16 protein-coding genes are annotated in these 17,295 nt (G+C 71.7%); 4 read left to right on the forward strand and 12 right to left on the reverse strand.

Going from position 1 to position 17,295, the window contains the following annotated elements; translation table 11 throughout:
- Positions 1 to 206: 206 nt before the first annotated feature.
- Both AB0K14_RS09715 and AB0K14_RS09720 read right to left on the reverse strand, forming a co-directional pair.
- Positions 207 to 1,088 (reverse strand): hypothetical protein, encoded by an 882-nt coding sequence (locus AB0K14_RS09715; RefSeq protein WP_360459827.1) that lies wholly within the window; start codon positions 1,086 to 1,088, stop codon positions 207 to 209.
- A 125-nt stretch (positions 1,089 to 1,213) separates the two neighbouring features.
- On the reverse strand, positions 1,214 to 3,832 hold the full coding sequence (locus AB0K14_RS09720; protein ID WP_364337801.1) for an EAL domain-containing protein: 2,619 nt from the start codon (positions 3,830 to 3,832) through the stop codon (positions 1,214 to 1,216).
- A 152-nt stretch (positions 3,833 to 3,984) separates the two neighbouring features.
- On the opposite strand from AB0K14_RS09720, the gene AB0K14_RS09725 reads away from it, so the two are divergent.
- A complete protein-coding gene (locus AB0K14_RS09725; RefSeq protein ID WP_360464186.1) occupies positions 3,985 to 4,161 on the forward strand; it encodes a hypothetical protein in 177 nt (58 codons plus the stop codon).
- A gap of 38 nt (positions 4,162 to 4,199) precedes the next feature.
- Here AB0K14_RS09725 and AB0K14_RS09730 read toward each other — a convergent pair whose 3' ends face one another.
- Both AB0K14_RS09730 and AB0K14_RS09735 read right to left on the reverse strand, forming a co-directional pair.
- Positions 4,200 to 5,711 carry a cellulose binding domain-containing protein gene (locus AB0K14_RS09730; protein WP_360464183.1) on the reverse strand — a complete coding sequence of 504 codons (1,512 nt, stop codon included), beginning with the start codon at positions 5,709 to 5,711 and terminating at the stop codon, positions 4,200 to 4,202.
- Positions 5,712 to 5,870: 159 nt separating this feature from the next.
- Entirely contained in the window at positions 5,871 to 6,929 is a 1,059-nt protein-coding gene (locus tag AB0K14_RS09735; protein WP_360464180.1) for a LacI family DNA-binding transcriptional regulator, read from the reverse strand.
- A gap of 291 nt (positions 6,930 to 7,220) precedes the next feature.
- Here AB0K14_RS09735 and AB0K14_RS09740 point away from each other — a divergent pair, with 291 nt between their 5' ends.
- Complete coding sequence (locus AB0K14_RS09740; RefSeq protein ID WP_360464177.1) at positions 7,221 to 7,385, forward strand: RGCVC family protein; 165 nt, start codon at positions 7,221 to 7,223, stop codon at positions 7,383 to 7,385.
- Positions 7,386 to 7,430: 45 nt separating this feature from the next.
- Positions 7,431 to 7,883, forward strand: coding sequence for a DUF4383 domain-containing protein (locus AB0K14_RS09745; protein ID WP_360464174.1), 453 nt, complete (start codon positions 7,431 to 7,433; stop codon positions 7,881 to 7,883).
- Between the two features lie 8 nt (positions 7,884 to 7,891).
- Here the strand turns inward: AB0K14_RS09745 and AB0K14_RS09750 are convergent, their stop codons facing one another.
- The 5 genes from AB0K14_RS09750 to AB0K14_RS09770 all read right to left on the reverse strand — a co-directional run bounded on the left by AB0K14_RS09750 (position 7,892) and on the right by AB0K14_RS09770 (position 11,595).
- The gene (locus AB0K14_RS09750) at positions 7,892 to 8,119 is read right to left on the reverse strand and encodes a hypothetical protein (protein ID WP_360464171.1); all 228 of its coding nucleotides are present in this window, start codon (positions 8,117 to 8,119) and stop codon (positions 7,892 to 7,894) included.
- Positions 8,120 to 8,139: 20 nt separating this feature from the next.
- Positions 8,140 to 8,481 carry a hypothetical protein gene (locus tag AB0K14_RS09755; RefSeq protein WP_360464168.1) on the reverse strand — a complete coding sequence of 114 codons (342 nt, stop codon included), beginning with the start codon at positions 8,479 to 8,481 and terminating at the stop codon, positions 8,140 to 8,142.
- Between the two features lie 83 nt (positions 8,482 to 8,564).
- Positions 8,565 to 9,602 carry a LacI family DNA-binding transcriptional regulator gene (locus AB0K14_RS09760; protein WP_360464165.1) on the reverse strand — a complete coding sequence of 346 codons (1,038 nt, stop codon included), beginning with the start codon at positions 9,600 to 9,602 and terminating at the stop codon, positions 8,565 to 8,567.
- 347 nt (positions 9,603 to 9,949) lie between these two features.
- The gene (locus tag AB0K14_RS09765; RefSeq protein ID WP_360464162.1) at positions 9,950 to 10,615 is read right to left on the reverse strand and encodes a lytic polysaccharide monooxygenase; all 666 of its coding nucleotides are present in this window, start codon (positions 10,613 to 10,615) and stop codon (positions 9,950 to 9,952) included.
- Between the two features lie 335 nt (positions 10,616 to 10,950).
- Positions 10,951 to 11,595, reverse strand: a complete 645-nt coding sequence (locus AB0K14_RS09770; RefSeq protein WP_360464159.1) for a DUF2306 domain-containing protein — start codon at positions 11,593 to 11,595, stop codon at positions 10,951 to 10,953.
- Positions 11,596 to 11,778: 183 nt separating this feature from the next.
- On the opposite strand from AB0K14_RS09770, the gene AB0K14_RS09775 reads away from it, so the two are divergent.
- The gene (locus tag AB0K14_RS09775) at positions 11,779 to 12,738 is read left to right on the forward strand and encodes a TetR/AcrR family transcriptional regulator C-terminal domain-containing protein (protein ID WP_360464157.1); all 960 of its coding nucleotides are present in this window, start codon (positions 11,779 to 11,781) and stop codon (positions 12,736 to 12,738) included.
- Positions 12,739 to 12,878: 140 nt separating this feature from the next.
- Here the strand turns inward: AB0K14_RS09775 and AB0K14_RS09780 are convergent, their stop codons facing one another.
- The 3 genes from AB0K14_RS09780 to AB0K14_RS09790 all read right to left on the reverse strand — a co-directional run bounded on the left by AB0K14_RS09780 (position 12,879) and on the right by AB0K14_RS09790 (position 17,203).
- Positions 12,879 to 14,321, reverse strand: a complete 1,443-nt coding sequence (locus AB0K14_RS09780; protein WP_360464154.1) for an alpha/beta hydrolase — start codon at positions 14,319 to 14,321, stop codon at positions 12,879 to 12,881.
- Between the two features lie 140 nt (positions 14,322 to 14,461).
- Positions 14,462 to 16,753, reverse strand: a complete 2,292-nt coding sequence (katG, locus tag AB0K14_RS09785; RefSeq protein ID WP_360464151.1) for a catalase/peroxidase HPI — start codon at positions 16,751 to 16,753, stop codon at positions 14,462 to 14,464.
- Positions 16,754 to 17,203 (reverse strand): Fur family transcriptional regulator, encoded by a 450-nt coding sequence (locus AB0K14_RS09790; protein ID WP_360464148.1) that lies wholly within the window; start codon positions 17,201 to 17,203, stop codon positions 16,754 to 16,756.
- Between the last annotated feature and the right edge of the window lie 92 nt (positions 17,204 to 17,295).

Consider the following 17,295-nt stretch of genomic DNA (forward strand, 5'->3'; position numbering starts at 1 on the left):
GACCTCCCCAGCGGTCGCGTCCAGCCGCGCCGTGACGACCTCGGCGGTGGCCGACGCCCCGGCGGGCGGGTGGTGCCCGCTGCCGGGGGTGTGGAGGTGACCGACGATCAACAGCGTGCCGCCGGGTGCGACCCAGCCGGACCCACAGGGCGATGAACCGGCAAATCCTGTTGCCGGAATGGCAACAGGCCCGGCAGCCGTGGTGGCTACGGCGCCAGCCCGCCGGCCACTTCCTCCAGACCGGACCGGTCGAGCACGTCCAGTCGCTGCTCGTCCGGCGACCCGGAGCGCTTGACCAGGCCCTTCCGCTCCAGGTGGCCCAGGGCCTTGCGGAGCTTCTCGGTCACCAGCGAGCCCTTGCCCTTGGCCGCGAACTCGTTCTTCTCCTCGGACGGCAGGGTCGACGTGACCGCCTTCTTCCACGGGGTCAGCAGGGCGGCGCGCGGGATCGAGGGCGCGTCGCCCGCCACGTCCAGGATGATCCCGGCCAGCACGCGCCCGAAGTCGTCCTGCCTCGCCGTGCGGCGCTGGACCAGCTCCGCCAACGGGCTGTGCCCGCCACCGGGCGTGCCCGGCACATCGAGCGTGGTCAGCCGCGCCCACAACGCCTGGTCGGTCGCGGTGGGCTCGGCCCCGTCGGGGAGCTCGGCGAGCACGGCGGCGCGGTGGGCGTCGATGGCGGAGCCCAGGGCGAGCACCAGGTCCATCAGCTCGTCGCGGACGTCGTCGCCGCGCAGCCGGCGCGCCGCGGGCGCGATCAGCCGGTGGTGCTCGCGCACCAACGTCTCGAAGTGGGCGGTCTTCGTGGCCTTGGCGGCCTCCTCGGCCGCGTCACGCTGGAACTCGACCTGGCTGATCTCCCCGGCGGCCGCACGCGCACGCGCGGTGGCGCGTTCGGCGCTCTGGTGCGTGCGGGCCACCGTGATCCGGTCGAGCATCGCCCGCAGCACCCGGTCGGTCTGCTCGACGTAGGCGTCGGAAGCCAGCAGCCGCCACGTCTCGGCGTCCCGGCTGCGCAGCGCGAGGTTGATGAAGCGGTCGGCGGCGTGGTCGTCGTCGGGTTCGTAGGGCAGCGTCTGCGCGGTCACCCGCGAAGTCTATGCATGGTCGCCGCACCGGGCATGAGCACACCGACGTGGCGACTACCAGCGCGAACGCAGCTGCCGAGACCTGTGGACGACCAGCGCACCGACCGGGGACCCGTGTGGGCGGCTCACGGCGTGAGAGGCCGCCCGAGGAGGTCTCCGATCTCGTGAGACCCCCTCGGCTTGGCGAAGAACCAGCCCTGGCCGGTGTCGCAGCCGATCCGGTGCAGCCGCTCGGCCTGCTGCGCGGTCTCGATGTCCTTCGCCGTCACGCCGAGCTTCAGCGCGTGCGCCAGCTGCACCAGCGTGGACACGATCCGGGCGTCCACCGGGTCCTCCTCGCCCGCCGGCCGCAGCCCTTCCATGAACGAGCCCGCGATCTTCAGCTCGTGCACCGGCAGCTGCGTGAGGTAGGCCAGGTTCGAGTAGCCCGTGCCGAAGCCGTCGATCGCGATCCGCACGCCCACGTCCGACAGCGCCCGCAACGTCTCCAGCGGCTCGTCGGCGGTGCCCATGATCGCGCTCTCGGTCAGCTCCAGCTGCAGGCGGTGCGGCGGCAACGCGCACTCGTCCAGGATCCGCTCGACGTCCCGGACCAGCTCCGGATCCCGGAACTGGCGCACCGCCAGGTTCACCGACACGAAGGGCGCGGAGTCACCGTACTCGTCCGACCACCGCCGTGCCTGCTTGCACGCCCCGCGCAGCACCCACCGGCCCAACGGGACGACCAGGCCGGTCTCCTCGGCCAGCTCGATGAACCGGTCCGGCGCCAACCGCCCGAACTCCGGGTGCTGCCAGCGCACCAGCGCTTCCACACCGACCACGGTCCTGTCCTCCAGCCGCACCAGCGGCTGGTAGTCCACGTAGAACTCGCCGCGCTCCAACGCCAGTGGCATCGTCGCCGACAGGGTGAACCGGGCGACCTCCCTGGCGTTGCGCTCCGGGTCGTACAACGCCCACCGAGCCCTGCCGTCGGCCTTGGCCCAGTACTGGGTGATGTCGGCGTCACGGATCAGGTCCGCGGCCGTGGTACCCGCCACCGGGCGCTCCACGATGCCGATCGACGCCGACACGGTCAGCTCGTGCCCGCCGATCCGGATCGGCGACTCCAAATCCCGCAGCACCCGGTCGGCGACGTCCACGAGGGTATGCACGCCGGCCGGGTTCTCGACCAGGATGACGAACTCGTCGCCGCCCATCCGGGCGACCAGCTTCCCCTCGCCGGACACCGAGTGGTCCAGCCGCCGCCCCACCTCGACCAGCAGCTGGTCGCCGAAGTCGTGACCGAGGCTGTCGTTGATGACCTTGAACCCGTCGACGTCCACGTAGCACAGGCCGACGCGCCGGTGCACCTCGCAGTTGAACACGTAGCCGAGTCGTTCCAGGAACAGGGCGCGGTTGGGCAGGCCGGTCAGCGGGTCGTGCAACGCCTGGTAGCGCAACCGGTTCTGCAGCAGGTGCCGGTCGGTGACGTCCTCGATCATCGCCACCTGGTACTGCGGGTCGCCGTGGTCGTCACGCATCAGCGACAGGGTCAGGTGCGTCCACACCTGCTCGCCGTCGGCCCGGCGGAACCGCTGCTCCACCCGGTTGTGGCCCGCTTCGCCCGCGGTGAGCCGGTCGTAGAGCCGCCAGGCACTGCCGCCGTCCTCCGGGTGCATCAGGTCGCGGATGTTGTACTGCCGCATCTCCTCCACGCTGAACCCCAGCATGTCCTGCAACGCCAGGTTCACGTCCAGGATCCGACCCTCGACGTCGGCGATGCCGATGCCGATCGCCGAATGGGTGAACAGCACGCGGTAGCGCGCGTCCGAGGCCAGGTCGAAGGTTTCGGGTGCAGGGTCGACCGGGTCGGTGTTCGCCGACTCCAGCTCCGACAGCTCCGCGCCCTGCGCGTCGAGCAGGCGTTGCAGCCGGTCGAGCCCGAGCGCGGTGTCCAGCAGGATCTCGTCGGCCGTCAGCGGGGTCGACTGCGGGACGACGGCGGCGTCGTCCTCGGGGTCGGACGTCGTGATGCCCAACTGCCGGATCCGGCTCTCCAGGCGACCGATCTTGTCCTGGAGGAGCTCGGTCAACGCCGCGGCCCGCTCCCGCTCCTGCTTGGCCTGACCGAGCTGGCTCTTCGCCTGGCCGCGGTGGCGATCGGCGTTGAACAGCCGCCGGTGCACCTGTTCGATCTCGGTCCGGTAGCCGGTGACCTCGGCCAGGTGGCGATCGCGTTCGGCGGTGAGGTGGGAGATCAGCGCGGACAGTCGCATGAGCACGACCTGGAGCACCGCGATCGCATGGGAGGAGCGGTGCTCGACCTGCACGCTCTCCAGCAGCTGCCGGCGCGCCGTGCTCAAATCGTCGGTGACGTCGATGAGGCGGCGCTGCGTCGCGATGGTCTCCGCCTGCGCGCGCACCAACCGCGTGTGGGCGTCGACCAGATCCGGCTCCGCCGGCGGCAGGTCCGCCTGCCTGGTGTGCACGGCGCGCTGCCACAGCTCCCTGGTCGTGCGCTTGCGGTCCGGCCGGTGCCGCTCGTCGGGCGTGCACGCCTCGACCACGGCCTCGACGAACTTCCACGGCGGCAGCTGGTCACCCGCCAGTTGCTTCGACACCGTCGTGTCGCTGCACCCGCAGTGCCGGCCGATCGCCCTGAGCGTCAGCTCCGAGTGGTCCACCAGGCCACGCAGGTGCCGAGCCAGGTCGTGCCGCGCCCGGTCGTCGCCTTTGAGGGCACCCCAGGGGCGACCTGACCGCATTCCCACCTCGCACCGCATCCCGTCCGCGGACAACCGGCGGTTGTCCGCGGCGGACCACATTGCCCGCACGGACAAGTGCGGGACCGGTCTTGAGCCGCGACAGTACGGCTCAAGGCAACGGCCGATACGCGGACGACCGGAGGAGACGCATTATGGCGGACGTGCTGGCATGGGCGGGAACCGCCGCGGTGGCGATCGGTGTCCTCACCCGCCTGCCGGACGCGGGCACGAAGTTCGTCCGCACCCTCATCCCCCTTGTCCGCGCGTGCCGCGACCTGTGGGCGGAACTGCGCGGACTCGGCCGTCACGGCGGTGACCGCGCCAAGTGACCGGCGTGGCGGTCCTCGGTGCGGTCACCGCCGTGCGGTCACCAGGTGATCGGGAGGGTGGCGATGTAGTCGGTGAGCAGGTCGGCGAGGATCCGGTGGTCGTTGAGGGAGAAGTGCCAGTCGCAGCCGAGGCGGTCCAGTCGCGGGTCGTCGTTGTTCCAGAAGCGGACCTTGTTGTCGCCGCGCGCGTTGCGGTCGGCGACGACCTGCTCGGCGGCCTGGGCGAACAGGTTCGAAGCGCTGACCACGATGACCGCGTCGGGGCCGTACTGCGTCCGGAGCTTGTCGAGGAAGCCCTGGTAGGCGGTCTTGTAGGCGGCGACCAGGCTCTCGGGCGTCCACGGTTCGCCCGCGTTGACCGGGGTGGAGAAGTCGTTGGTGCCCAGGCCGACCACGACGAGCCGCGGTCGCCACGTGCCGGGGTTGCGCCACACGTCGCCGGGCACGTGCTGCAGGGTGCGTTCGTAGGAGGTGCGGAAGTCGACGCCGGCCTCGCCGCCGTTGTAGTTGCGCACCATGCCGCGGCCGGAGTGGGCGTTGACCTGGTAGTCCGCACCCAGGCGCTTGGCGGTGAGGGCGCCGAAGCTGAGGTCGGTGTTGGTGTTGCGGGCGACGCCGCCGTTGGCCGAGCAGTCGCGGGTGGTGGAGGTGTTGCCGTAGCCGGCGGTCAGGGAGTCGCCGATGAACTCGATCTGCTTGGCGCGGGCGCCGGGCTTGGCCAGGATCTCGCCGCCTGCCACGGGGACGAAACCGCCGAACTCGCCCGCGGCCCACGTGCTCTCGGTGCGCTTGACCAGCCGCACGGTGTGCTCGCCGTTGGTGAGGCCGTTGACCTGGTGGGTGATGCGGCCCGGGGTCACCAGGGTGGCGACGGTGGCGCCGTCGACCTGGACGTCGTAGTCGTTGTTGGCGTCGTTGAGGACGATCCCGACGCCCGTGCCGCGGAAGCGGCCCTCGAAGTAGATGCCGGGCCAGGTGTACTGCGCGGCGCTGGTGGAGGCCTTGACCCGGCCCACGGTGTGCGCTCGCGCCAGGACGTCCCCGGGCGGCGTGGACGTGGTGGTGGTCGTCGTCGTGGTGGTTGTCGTGGTCGTGGTGGTCGTCGTGGTCGTGGTGGTCGTCGTGGTGGTGATGTCGCCGGTGCACCGGGTGCCGTTGAGGGCGAAGTCGGTGGGGGCCGGGTTCGAGCCGGTCCACGAGCCGTTGAACCCGAGCCCGGCGCTCGCGCCGGTGCCCAGGGAGCCGTTCCAGCTCGCGTTGTCGACCGAGACCTTGGCGCCGGACTGGGCCGCCTTGCCGCCCCAGAGCTGGGTGACCGACTGGCCCGCGGTGAACGACCACGTCAACCGCCAGCTCGGGACCGGGTCGCCGAGGTTGGTGACGTTCACGCTCGCGGTGAAGCCGCCCGGCCACTGGGAACCGACCTGGTAGGTCACCCGGCAGCCCGCCGCGGCCTGGGCGGGGACGGTGGCGAGGGTGACGACGGCGGTCGCCGCGGTGGCGATGCCGATGGCGGCGGCCAGCCGCGTCCTACGACGGGTGACGTGCATCTGGGTCCTTCCGAGGGCGGGTGGGGGTCTGACGCGTGGCAGCCGAACCGCCGGGCTTCACCGGATCGCTCGACCTCGGAATCTATGCGCTTAGATTCCGGCCGGTCAAGGAGGCGTCTCGGTTGGCGGGGCAGCTCCGCCGGCGCGGGTTCGGGCAGGTCAGCGCGGGGGTCGGCAGCCACAGCTACGGCGGAGGACGGGCTCGGTGGGCAGGGGCGTCCCCGCCTCCTCGGACCGCTCGGACCGCTCTGCGGCCGAGTGGACGAGCAGTCGCACGGCGGTGCGGCCGACGGCTTCCATCGGTTGCCGCACGGTGGTCAGCGGCGGTGAGGACAGGCGTCCGGCGAGGATGCCGTCGAACCCGGTGACCGCCACCCGACCGGGTACGTCGACGCCCGCTTCGCGGAGCACGTCCAGGACGACGAGCGCCTCCTGGTCGGTGGCGCACACGAAGACGTCGGGCAGCCGCGCTTCGGCCAGCGCCGCGCGGGTGGTCGCCTCCTGGCCGGGGCGGCTGTCCAGCGGCGGGTCGACGGGGATCCCCGCGGCGGTGAGGGCGTCGGCGTAGCCGCCGAAGCGGTCGGCGGACTCCGCCGTCCCGCCCGCCACGCCGACGTAGGTGAAGCGGCGGTGCCCGTGCTCGCGCAACAGGTGCTCGACCAGCCGGCGCATCCCCGACCGGTGGTCGACCAGGACCGTCCGCGCACCGGTCACCCGCGTCTCGCCGCCGAGCTCGACCACCGGGATGCGTCGCGCGATCCGGGTCAGGGCGTCGACCGGCGCGGCGCCCGCGAAGGCGATCAAGCCGTCGACGCGCCCGGCGACGTCCACGACCGCGGACAGGTGCCCGGCCCCGGCGCCGCCGGACCCGAGCATGAGCGCCAGACCCCGCCGGCGGCACTCCAGTTCCACACCCCGCTGGACCACGTCGGGGTAGAGCGGGAACAGCCGCTCGTCACCCGCCCGCAGCTCGTCGACCGGGTCGCGCTCGACCTCCAGCAGGTGGTCGAAGGAGTACAGCCCGATGGCGCCGGTGCGCCCCTTGGCCAACCCGCGGGCACTCGCGTTCGGGACGTAACCCAGGGCGGCAGCGGCGGCCAGCACGCTGTCGAGCGTCTTCTTGCGCACCCGCTGCGGCTGGCTGAAGGCGAACGACACGGTCGCGATGGAGACCCCGGCTCGTTCGGCCACGTCGTACACCGTGGGTTTCCCCGCCACCAGGTCCCACCCCCTCGGACCCGCGGCCCGGCTCCACCGACCCGCAGAGGATAAACCGGCCCTCACCGACCCGTCCGCCACGCGGTGGACGGGCGTCGGCCCCGGCGTCGACCGCGGCGACCGGCGACGTGGCACCCCGATCCCGCGGGTGCGCGGCCCGGAGTACTGTCGACGGTGGCAGGGGTACGTCGCGCGCGCCGAACCAGGGGCGTCTGCCGGGTCGTCGAACCCAGTGGAGCAGTCATCCGGACACCCCACACCCTGCCACCACACCGCTCATCGGAGCACCGCATGCCATCTGCCCTGTCGCCCGACGTGACGACCGACAACCGAGCGGACACCGAGGACCGCTGCCTCGCCTGCCGCCACCCGCGGAGCGAGCACGACATCCTCGGTGTCAGGTTCTGCACCGCCACCGCCTCGTCGGCGTTGTCCCGCGGTTGCATCTGCCGGTAGCCGCTGCGGCGGCCCCGGCGGCGATTACTTCGACGGAGTCGAGAGATGCCCCGAGTCCAGATGGTGACGCGGGCGCCGGTGACGGTGCTCGCGCTGGTGATGAGCGCGCTGTTCGTAGCCGCCGGCACAGCGGGGTTCATCCCCGGCCTCACCGCCGACCACGACGCGATGGAGTTCGCGGGTCACACGTCGGGCGCGCTGCTGTTCGGCGTGTTCCAGGTGTCGACCCTGCACAACCTCGTCCACCTGGCCTTCGGCATCGCCGGGCTGGCGGTGGCGCGCTCGGTGCGCGGCGGCACGCTCTTCCTGGTCCTCGGTGGCATCGCCTACCTGCTGCTGTGGGTGTACGGGCTGCTGATCGACCTGGGCGGCGCGGCCAACCTCCTGCCGGTCAACACCGCCGACAACTGGCTGCACGTGCTGACCGGGGTCGCCATGATCACCCTGGGGCTGGCGTTGGGCCGGCAGGTGGCGCCAACCGAGGCCGACGCGCGCTGAGCGGCACGTCACCGGTTGGACGACGGGAACCGGCCTCCGGGGCTGCCGAGGCCGACGAGACCGGTGTACTGGTCCTGCCACGACCGCTCGGTGACCAACAGGTCGGCCAGTCGCTGCACCCAGGCCGCGTCGACCGTCGGCGTCTCGCGTTCGAGGTGCCGCCGGGTCTCCTCTCTCGCCTTGAGCCACTCGGTCAGCGTGGGACCGAGCACGGGACCGCCTGCTGCATCCGGCATGACGACGACGGTACTGCTTGTCACCCGTACCCGTTGTTCGAGTAGGGACGGCACGGCAAGAACCCGTCGGGGTCGAGCAGACCGAAGGACACGTCGAAGTAGCGGTGCATCGCCGGCACCGCCTTGGTGCAGGGCGTGAGCGTCCGCCTGCCGAAGTGCTCCAGCGCCATGCGCCGGATCAACGGCCGGTCCTGCCGGCCGGCGTGCAGGCGGTCCTGCAACTCGCGCAACCGGACGCCATCGAGGTCCGGGTGGCGCGGCGTGGTCCACCGGTGCGAGGCGCAGATCAGCCCTACGTCGCCACCATCCCGCCGCATGTCGGCCACGTCGGATTCGAGCCGCCGCACCAGGTCGTCGTCCACAACGGGAAATGCTGCCCACAACCCGCACCGCGGACAACGCACCGATGCGGGCCGACCCACCCGCAACGGCCGACGTCCCGGGGTCAGCGCCGGGGAGCGGCCGTGCTGGCGCGGACCACCAGTTCGGTGGACAGGATCAGGCGGTGCTGCGGCAGTTCCCGGCCGCGGGCCAGGTCGATCACCATGCCGGTGGCGGTGCCCGCCATCTCGCACAGCGGCTGCCGGATGGTGGTCAGCGCGGGGATCATCCACTGGGCGGGCGGCAGGTCGTCGAAGCCGACCACGCTCAGGTCGTCCGGGATGCGCAACCCCGCCTCGTAGACGGCCTGGTAGACGCCGAGCGCCTCGCCGTCGTTGCCGGTCACCACCGCAGTCGGCGGGTTCGGCAGGCGCAGCAGCTCACGGGTCTGCTCCAGGCCGTCGACGATCTGGAAGTGGCCTTCGCGGACGAACTGCGGGTCCACCGGCACCCCGGCGGCGTCCATGGCCGCGCGGTACCCGTCGAGCCGCGCCCGACCCGACAGCATCCCGGTGGCGCCGGTGATCACGGCGATCCGCCGGTGCCCGAGGTCGAGCAGGTGCCGGGTCGCCGCCAAGCCGCCGCTCCAGTTGTCCGCACCCACCGAGGGCATCCCGTGCGCGGGCTCACCGGTCGGGTCGACCAGCACCACGGGGATGTCGCGGCTGTGCAGCTGCCGGTACTGCTCGGGCGTGGGTCCGGAGAAGACCGCGACGACACCGGTGGGCCGCCGGGCCAGCAGCCCGTCGATCCAGTTCCGGTCCGGGGTGTGCCGACCGTGGAGCTCGCTGAGCGAGATGGTGAGCCCGTGCTCGGTGGCGACGCGCTCGACCCCCTTGATCACCTCTACCGGGTAGACGCCCGCCAGCTCGTGGAACAGCACCTCGACCAGCGGCGCCTTGCTCACCCGCTTCTGCCGCCGGTACCCCTGCTCGCGGAGCAACCCCTCCACCAGGGCACGGGTCTCCGCGGCGACCTCGACGTGCCCGTTGACCACCTTGGACACCGTCGCCGCCGACACACCCGCCAGTTCGGCGATCCGCGCGATGGTGATCCCGGCGCCGCCAACGGCACCCGAGGCCGGATCAGGGGTGGATGCCATGGCGCCAGTCTAAGGGCCGCGCGGTCGTCCTCGACGGCGCCGAGCGTGATCGTGCGTTCGACACGGTGGCCGCCCGGTACCCGTTCTGCGCGGCTTGCCAGGAAGGCGTGCCCCGGACGATCCCGGTGGTCGCGCCGGCCCGTTCCAATCGGGACTGAGCGCGGGATTCCGGCTCCACGCGACGAATTCGATCAAACGCGCGCAAAGGGCCGTTCGCGACGGCCCTTTGCGCGCGGGACCGGTGGACTGGAACGAAGGACGGGGAGGGGGACGTCGAGTCCCCCTCCCCGTTCCGTGACGACCGATCACCGGAGCAGTGCCGAGTCCGGCGTCGGTGGTCGGGGTTCCTAGCCGAAGTTCACGTCACTGCACCACATGTAGGCCTGGTCGAGGTGCGAGGCCTGCCAGATGGTGAACACGACGTGGTGGCCGCGGTAGCCGCCGGAGGTCTGGACGTTGAACCTGATGTCCTTGGCCGGGGCGTACCTACCGGTCTGCATGATGAAGTCGAGGTCGCCCCAGCCCAGGCTCTGGGTGGTCGGGTCGAACCCCTGCTTGCTGACGTACACCCGGAAGTAGTCGGCACCGTGGCTGGCCTGGTCGTACAGGTGCAGCGTGAAGTTGCTGCCGACGCTGGTGGTCCTCCACCGGCCGGGGGTGTTCAGCGAGTTGTTGCGCGAGAGGGCGTTGCTGCAGAGCTGGCCGTTCGGGGTCCTCCCCTGGAAGTTCCCGCCAAGCCCGTCCCGCAGCGCGCTCATCCAGTTCCACATGGTGTCGGCGTTGGCCTGGAAGGCCTGGTAACACATGGGGTCCTGCTGCTGCATGGCGGGGTTCGTGTGCTGGCTGCCCCAGGCTTGCCAGCACTGGTAGGCACGAGTGGCGGGACCGACGATGGTGCCGTGGGCCGACGCCGTCGGCGTCACGACGAACATGCTGGCGGCAATCGTGCCGATGACCAGCGCGATGATGCCCCGTCGTCTGGCACCAGACCTGGAGGTGCTGCGCATACGCATTGGATGGGCCTCCATTCTCCGGATGATTCAGCGGCGGCGGTGATCGATATGGGAGCGCTCCCAGAGCGTTCACAGCATATCCGTCACGCAGCGAAACTTCAACGAAACATTGAGTAGTGATTGCGACTTGTTTCGAATTCCGGACAATGATCTTCGGCATTCCCCCGCTGACCTGCTCCAACGGTCCGCGGGCGGCGCACTACGAAGATCACGCACGCGTGCCCGGCACGTTTCGCCACCACGGACCGGCCGAACGACGGCCAACCACCCACCTCCCCCGACCGGCAGTACCGGCAGGGCTGTTCGGCGGGATGGGCAACCCGGCGCCGCACGGATCAAGGACCGACCGCGTCCCGGGCGGCGGGGCGGTGGGTGGGCTTGCGGCGTTCCAGCAGCCAGTCGGTGAACAGCAGCAGGAGCAGGGGGCTGAGCCAGACCCCGATGCTCGCGGAGCTGTACACCAGCAGGTCCCGGCTGCCCTTGAACGTCGTGTCCAGCTGGGGCATGAGCACGATCGTCGCCACGACGTTGACGATCCGGCTCAACACGATCGACATGCTGAGCGCGAAGCTGCGCGACATCCACCTGCGGTGCTCCTGGTAGCGGCGCCGGCGGGCCATCCACAGCCCCGCGATCGTGACCGCCAGCCACAGCGCCGAGCCCACGAGGTTCGCCACCCGCACCGAGGGGCCTGCCGCGGTGTGCCAGCCGATGTAGAGCCCGAGCACCCCGGCGGGCAGCGCTCCGGCGAAGACGTAGACCCGACCGGTGATCCGGTGCCCGCGCGGGTGGCTCGTGCGGAACGAGGGCCAGACCTGGAAGCAGGCGGTCACCATCGCGACGGTGCCGAAGAGGACGTGCCCGACGAGCAGCGGGTAGTAGAGGTCGTCGCCCTCCGGCGGTTCCAGGCGGGACAGGGACGGGTCGAGGGTCAGGTAGGGCGGGACGGAGAAGGCGAGGAACACCGCGGCCAACGTCATCAGTGGCGCGATCCAGGGGCGACGCCACCAGACCCGCGCACGACGGGGCGGAGCTGTGCGCGGCGGCTGCGTACGCTGTATTGAGGCCATGCGCCCACGGTATCGACGACGTGGACAAAGGCTGCCGTATAAGGCTTTGATGTGCACTAGTACGGCAGAAAAGTGAACTAGTACGATTCCGGCATGTCGTCGTCAGCACAGCGGCCGGACCCGCGCTACCGGCAGATCGTCGCGGAGATCCGCTCCCGCATCTCGACCGGCGCCCTGCGGCCCGGTGACCGGATGCTCTCCACTCGGCAGATCGCCCAGCGGTGGGGCGTCGCGGTCGCGACCGCGACCAGGGTGGTGGCGACCCTCCGCGACGAGGGGCTGGTGGAGACGAAGGTCGGTTCCGGCACGGTGGTCAGCGCCCGCACCGCCCCGGAGGCCGACCGGACCACGTCACCGCGGCCGCGCCGGCACGACGTCCCCAAGCAGGCGTTGAGCCGCGAGCACGTGGTGCGCACCGCCATCGCGATCGCCGACGCCGAAGGGCTCGACGCCGTGTCCATGCGGCGACTCGCGGCCGAACTCGGCGTCGGCCCGATGTCGCTGTACCGGCACGTGGAGAACAAGGACGAGCTGGTGGCCCAGATGGCCGACGAGGTCTTCGGCGAGTCGGTTCCGCCCGTGCCGGGGCCGTCGGGGTGGCGGGCCGAGCTGGAGCTGATCGCCCGCCGGCAGTGGCGGCTGTGCCGGCAGCACCTCTGGCTGCCCAGGGCCATCTCGTTCACCCGCCCGATGCTGGTGCCGAACATGATGGCCCAGACGGAGTGGGTCCTGCGGGCGCTCGACGGGCTCGGCCTGCCCATGGCGACCAGGGTTCGCGAGGCGCTCGCGCTGCACGCGCTGGTCATCGCCGCTGCCCTGCCCCTGGCGGACGAGGTCGAGGCCGAGCAGGAGACCGGCGTGCCGCTGGAGCGGTGGTGGCTGGCGCGGCGGGCGCACGCCGACGAACTCCTCGCCGGCGGCGACTTCCCCTTGCTGGCCACGATTCCGCCGGGTGCGGCGTCGGACCTGGACGAGCTCTTCGAGTACGGCCTCGCCCGCCACCTCGACGGGTTCGCCGCCCTGGTGGCGGATCAGGGCCGCAACCGGCCGTGAGGGTGCCCGACCGACACCTTCCGGAGGTCCACTGCCAGTCGAAGTGGGCCGATCTGACCGCTCCACGCCGCTGTCGACGTCCGGATGCCGCACACGCGACCGGAACTGCGGTGTGTGCGGCATCCGGGCGGGACACGAGATCAGGGGCAGGTGATGTCGTGTCCCGGCCTGGTGCCGTCGGCGAGGAAGTCGGTGACGACCCGATCGCCGCAGGCGTTGCCGTTGGCCACGTAGGCGTCGTGGCCGCCGGACTCCACGACGACGATCCGCGCGCGGTCGCCGAGTGCGTCGCGCATCCGGAGGGCGCCGGCGAGCGGTGTGGCGGGATCACGGCGGTTCTGGACCATGAGGATGTCCTGCGGGCCGTGCGCGGTCACCCGGGTGGGCCGCTCGGCGGGTCGGTGCGGCCAGAAGGCGCAGGGCTGGACGTTCACCGGCATGCCGTCGGTCAGCGGGTGGGCCGTCCGGTGGTCCGCGACATCGCCCGCGTAGTCGTGCCCGGGACCGGGCCAGGCCACGTCGTTGCACGCCGTGGCGATCTGCGCGGCGATGAGGTTCTGGAACACGGCGGCCGGCGGTAGCGGGAGGGGCGGCACCGGTCCCCCGGTCGACGCCGCCAGCATGAACGCGGCCGACTGCGGGAACCCGGCGTCCGCGTAGAGCGAGTTGAACATGACGGCGCGCAGCGTGGCGCCGGTGAGGCCGGGCCGCGGGTTGCGGTCGAGTTCCCCGGCCAGGCGCAGGTAGGTGGCGCGCACGGCCGCGGGCGTGGAGCCGAAGCCGTAGTCCGCGTCACGGGCGGCGGCCCACGAGGCGAAGTCGGGGAAGCGGTCCTCCGCACCGACGGCGAAGTTGGCCTGCCAGCCGCGCGCCACCCGGCGCGGATCGGGGTCGCCGCTGCTGTCGAGCACGAACCGGTCGGTGCGCCGGGGGAACATCGTCGCGTACACCGCGCCCACGTAGGTCCCGTACGAGGTGCCCCAGGCGGACAGCCGGGACTCGCCGAGCGCCAGGCGGATGCGGTCGACGTCCCTGGCTTCGTTGCGGGTGGTGATGGTCGCGACCACCGGACCGCCGTTGCGGGCGCACGCCTGCGCGACCCGCCTGGCCCGCTCGACGGTGCCCGTCACGTCGCCACCGGGCCCCGGCCACGGCAGGAACGCGGTCGGCTCGATGTCACGCGGCTCCAGGTCGCAGGAGACCGGTGTGCTGTGCCCGACCCCGCGCGGGTCGAACCCGACCAGGTCGTACCGGTCGAGCACCTCCCGCGGCAGCCGGGAGCCGTGCGTGGTCGGCCGGGCCAGGCCGGCACCGCCGGGTCCGCCCGGGATCAGCAGCAGCACCCCGCGGCGCAACTCCGGTCTGGCGGTGCGGATGCGCGACACGGCGAGCGAGATCCGCTCCCCGCCGGGCTTGCGGTAGTCCAGCGGCACCCGCAGGGTCGCGCACTCCTGCCGCGGGTCGAGCGGCCCCGCCGCGGCCGGGCACGCCCCCCATTCCACAGTGGACCCGGCGGTGGCTGCGACCGGCGTCACGAGTCCGGCCAGCACCACCAACGCCATCGTGCCGAGTGTTCTCCTCATGGCGCCAGGGTTCCCGACCCCGCGCACCGTGCCCATCCGGCCGGCCCCCGGTCGACGGGTGGGGCCGGCCCACCCCGGGCCCGAACCGACGAGCCCGGCCGATCACGGGCGGATCGGCCGGGCTCGTGGGCGGGGACGGCTCAGGCGAGGTCGAACCGGTCGAGCTCCATGACCTTGGTCCAAGCGGCGACGAAGTCGGCCACGAACTTGCCGCGGGCGTCATCGCTCGCGTAGACCTCGGCCAGGGCCCGCAACTGGGAGTTGGAGCCGAAGACGAGGTCGACCGCGGTGGCGGTCCACTTCAGCTCGTCGGTGGCCGAGTCGCGGATCTCGTACACGTGCTCCTCGGACTCCACCGACTGGGATCCCACTGGCTGCCACCGGGTGCCCGGCGAGAGCAGGTTGACGAAGAAGTCGTTGGTGAGCACGCCGGGCCGGTCGGTGAGGACACCGTGCCGGGTGCCGCCGTGGTTGGCGCCGAGGGAGCGCAGGCCGCCCAGCAGGACGGTCATCTCGGGCGCCGTCAGGTCGAGCATGTAGGCGCGGTCGACCAGCAGCACCTCCGGCCTGAGCTTCTCGCCGGCACGCACGTAGTTGCGGAACCCGTCGGCGCGCGGCTCCAGGAACTTGAACGACTCGACGTCGGTCTGCTCCTGCGTGGCGTCGGTGCGACCCGGGCGGAACGGCACGGTCACCTCGAAGCCGGCCTCGCGCGCCGCCTGCTCGACCGCGGCGGAGCCGGCCAGCACGATCAGGTCGGCCAACGAGATCTTCGCGCCGCCCGCGTCGTTGAACTCGCGCCGGACGCCTTCCAACGTCTCCAGGACCTTCGCGAGCTGCTCGGGCTCGTTGACGTCCCAACCGCGCTGCGGCTCCAGGCGGATCCGCGCGCCGTTGGCGCCACCGCGCTTGTCGGTGGTCCGGAAGGTCGCGGCCGAGGCCCAGGCGGTCGTGACCAGCTGGGCGGTCGTGAGGCCGCAGTCGAGGAGCTTGGCCTTGAGGGCGGCGACGTCGGCGTCGTCCACGAGCGCGTGGTCGACGGCCGGCACCGGGTCCTGCCACAGCTGCGCCTCGGGCACCCACGGGCCGAGGAAGCGGTCGACCGGCCCCATGTCGCGGTGCAGCAGCTTGTACCAGGCCTTGGCGAAGGCCAGCGCGAACTCGTCGGGGTTCTCCAGGAACCGGCGGGAGATCTTCTCGTACGCCGGGTCGACGCGCAGCGACAGGTCCGTCGTCAGCATCGTCGGCTTGTGCTTCTTGGCCGGGTCGTGGGCGTCCGGGATGATCGCCTCGGCGTCCTTGGCGACCCACTGCTTGGCGCCGCCGGGGCTCGTGGTGAGCTCCCACTCGTAGCCGAAGAGGATCTCGAAGAAGCGGTTGCTCCACTGCGTCGGCCGGTCGGTCCACGTCACTTCAAGACCACTGGTGATCGTGTCCGCACCCTTGCCGCTGCCGTGGGTGCTCAGCCAGCCCAGGCCCTGCGCCTCCAGCGGCGCGCCCTCCGGCTCGGCGCCCACGTGGCCGTCGGCGACGCCGGCGCCGTGGGTCTTGCCGAAGGTGTGGCCGCCGGCGATGAGGGCGACGGTCTCCTCGTCGTTCATCGCCATCCGGCCGAAGGTCTCCCGGATGAAATGCGCCGCGGCCAGCGGGTCGGCGTTGCCGCGCGGTCCCTGGGGGTTGACGTAGATGAGGCCCATCTCGGTCGCGCCGACCTCGGCCGCCATCTCCGCGTCGCCGACGTAGCGCTCGTCACCCAGCCAGGTGTCCTCGGGGCCCCAGAAGACCTCCTCCGGCTCCCAGACGTCCTCGCGGCCGAAACCGAAGCCGAAGGTCTTGAAGCCCATGGACTCCAGGGCGACGTTGCCGGCGAGCACGAGCAGGTCGGCCCACGAGACCTGCTGGCCGTACTTCTGCTTGACCGGCCACAGCAGCCGGCGGGCCTTGTCCAGGTTGGCGTTGTCGGGCCAGCTGTTGAGCGGCGCGAAGCGCTGACCGCCGTCGCCCGCGCCACCGCGGCCGTCGTGGGTGCGGTAGGTGCCGGCGGCGTGCCAGCTCATGCGGATCATCAGGCCGCCGTAGTGGCCGAAGTCGGCCGGCCACCAGTCCTGCGAGGTGGTGAGCACCTCGGTGATGTCGCGCTTGAGGGCCTCGACGTCGAGCTTGGCGAACTCCTCGGCGTAGCTGAAGCCCTCGCCCAGCGGGTTGCCCTTCGAGGAGTGGGCGTGCAACACCGAGAGGTCGAGCTGGTTGGGCCACCAGTCCCGGTTCGTGCGGGGACGGCCACCCGTCTTCGGGGTCGGCGAGTCGATCGCCGGGTTCTCGCTCTCGCTGCCGTGCGCGGTCACGGGGTCGTGCGCGACCGGGCAGCCGACCGCGGCCTTCTGGTCCACGCCCTGCGCGCTCGACTGGGGCGTTGCCTTGGGGTCGGTCATCTACGTCCTTCCAACTGGCGGTTCATCGGCGGTGTTCTCGGTGGAGCAGTCGGGGCAGGTGCCCCAGAAGACGACCTCCGCCTCGTCGACCAGGTAACCGGCGTCGTCCGAGGCTGTGAGACAAGGGCTGTGACCGACGGCGCACTCGACGTCCGCGATCATGCCGCAGGACCGGCACACGACGTGGTGGTGGTTGTCCCCGACCCGGGACTCGTAGCGGGCGGTCGCCCCGGCGGGCTGGATGCGCCGCACCAGACCGGTGTCGGTCAACGCGCGCAGCACGTCGTACACCGCCTGGTGGGACACCTTCGGGTGATCGACCCGGACCAGTTCGATCACCTTCTCGGTGTCGACGTGGGGGTGGTCGCGCAGCGCCGCGAGGACCGCCAACCGGGGCCGGGTCACGCGCAACGAGACCGCCCGCAGCTGCGCCTCGAAGTCGGGTGTCACGCCAAGACCCTAGATTGCTTGTCTGGAACTAATCAAAATTACCTTCGTCACACCGGGCGCTCGACCGCGGCCGCGGGCACGCTCGACCCCCC

Origin of the sequence: Actinosynnema sp. NPDC050801, assembly GCF_040673975.1 — a bacterium.
GTDB lineage: Bacteria > Actinomycetota > Actinomycetes > Mycobacteriales > Pseudonocardiaceae > Actinosynnema.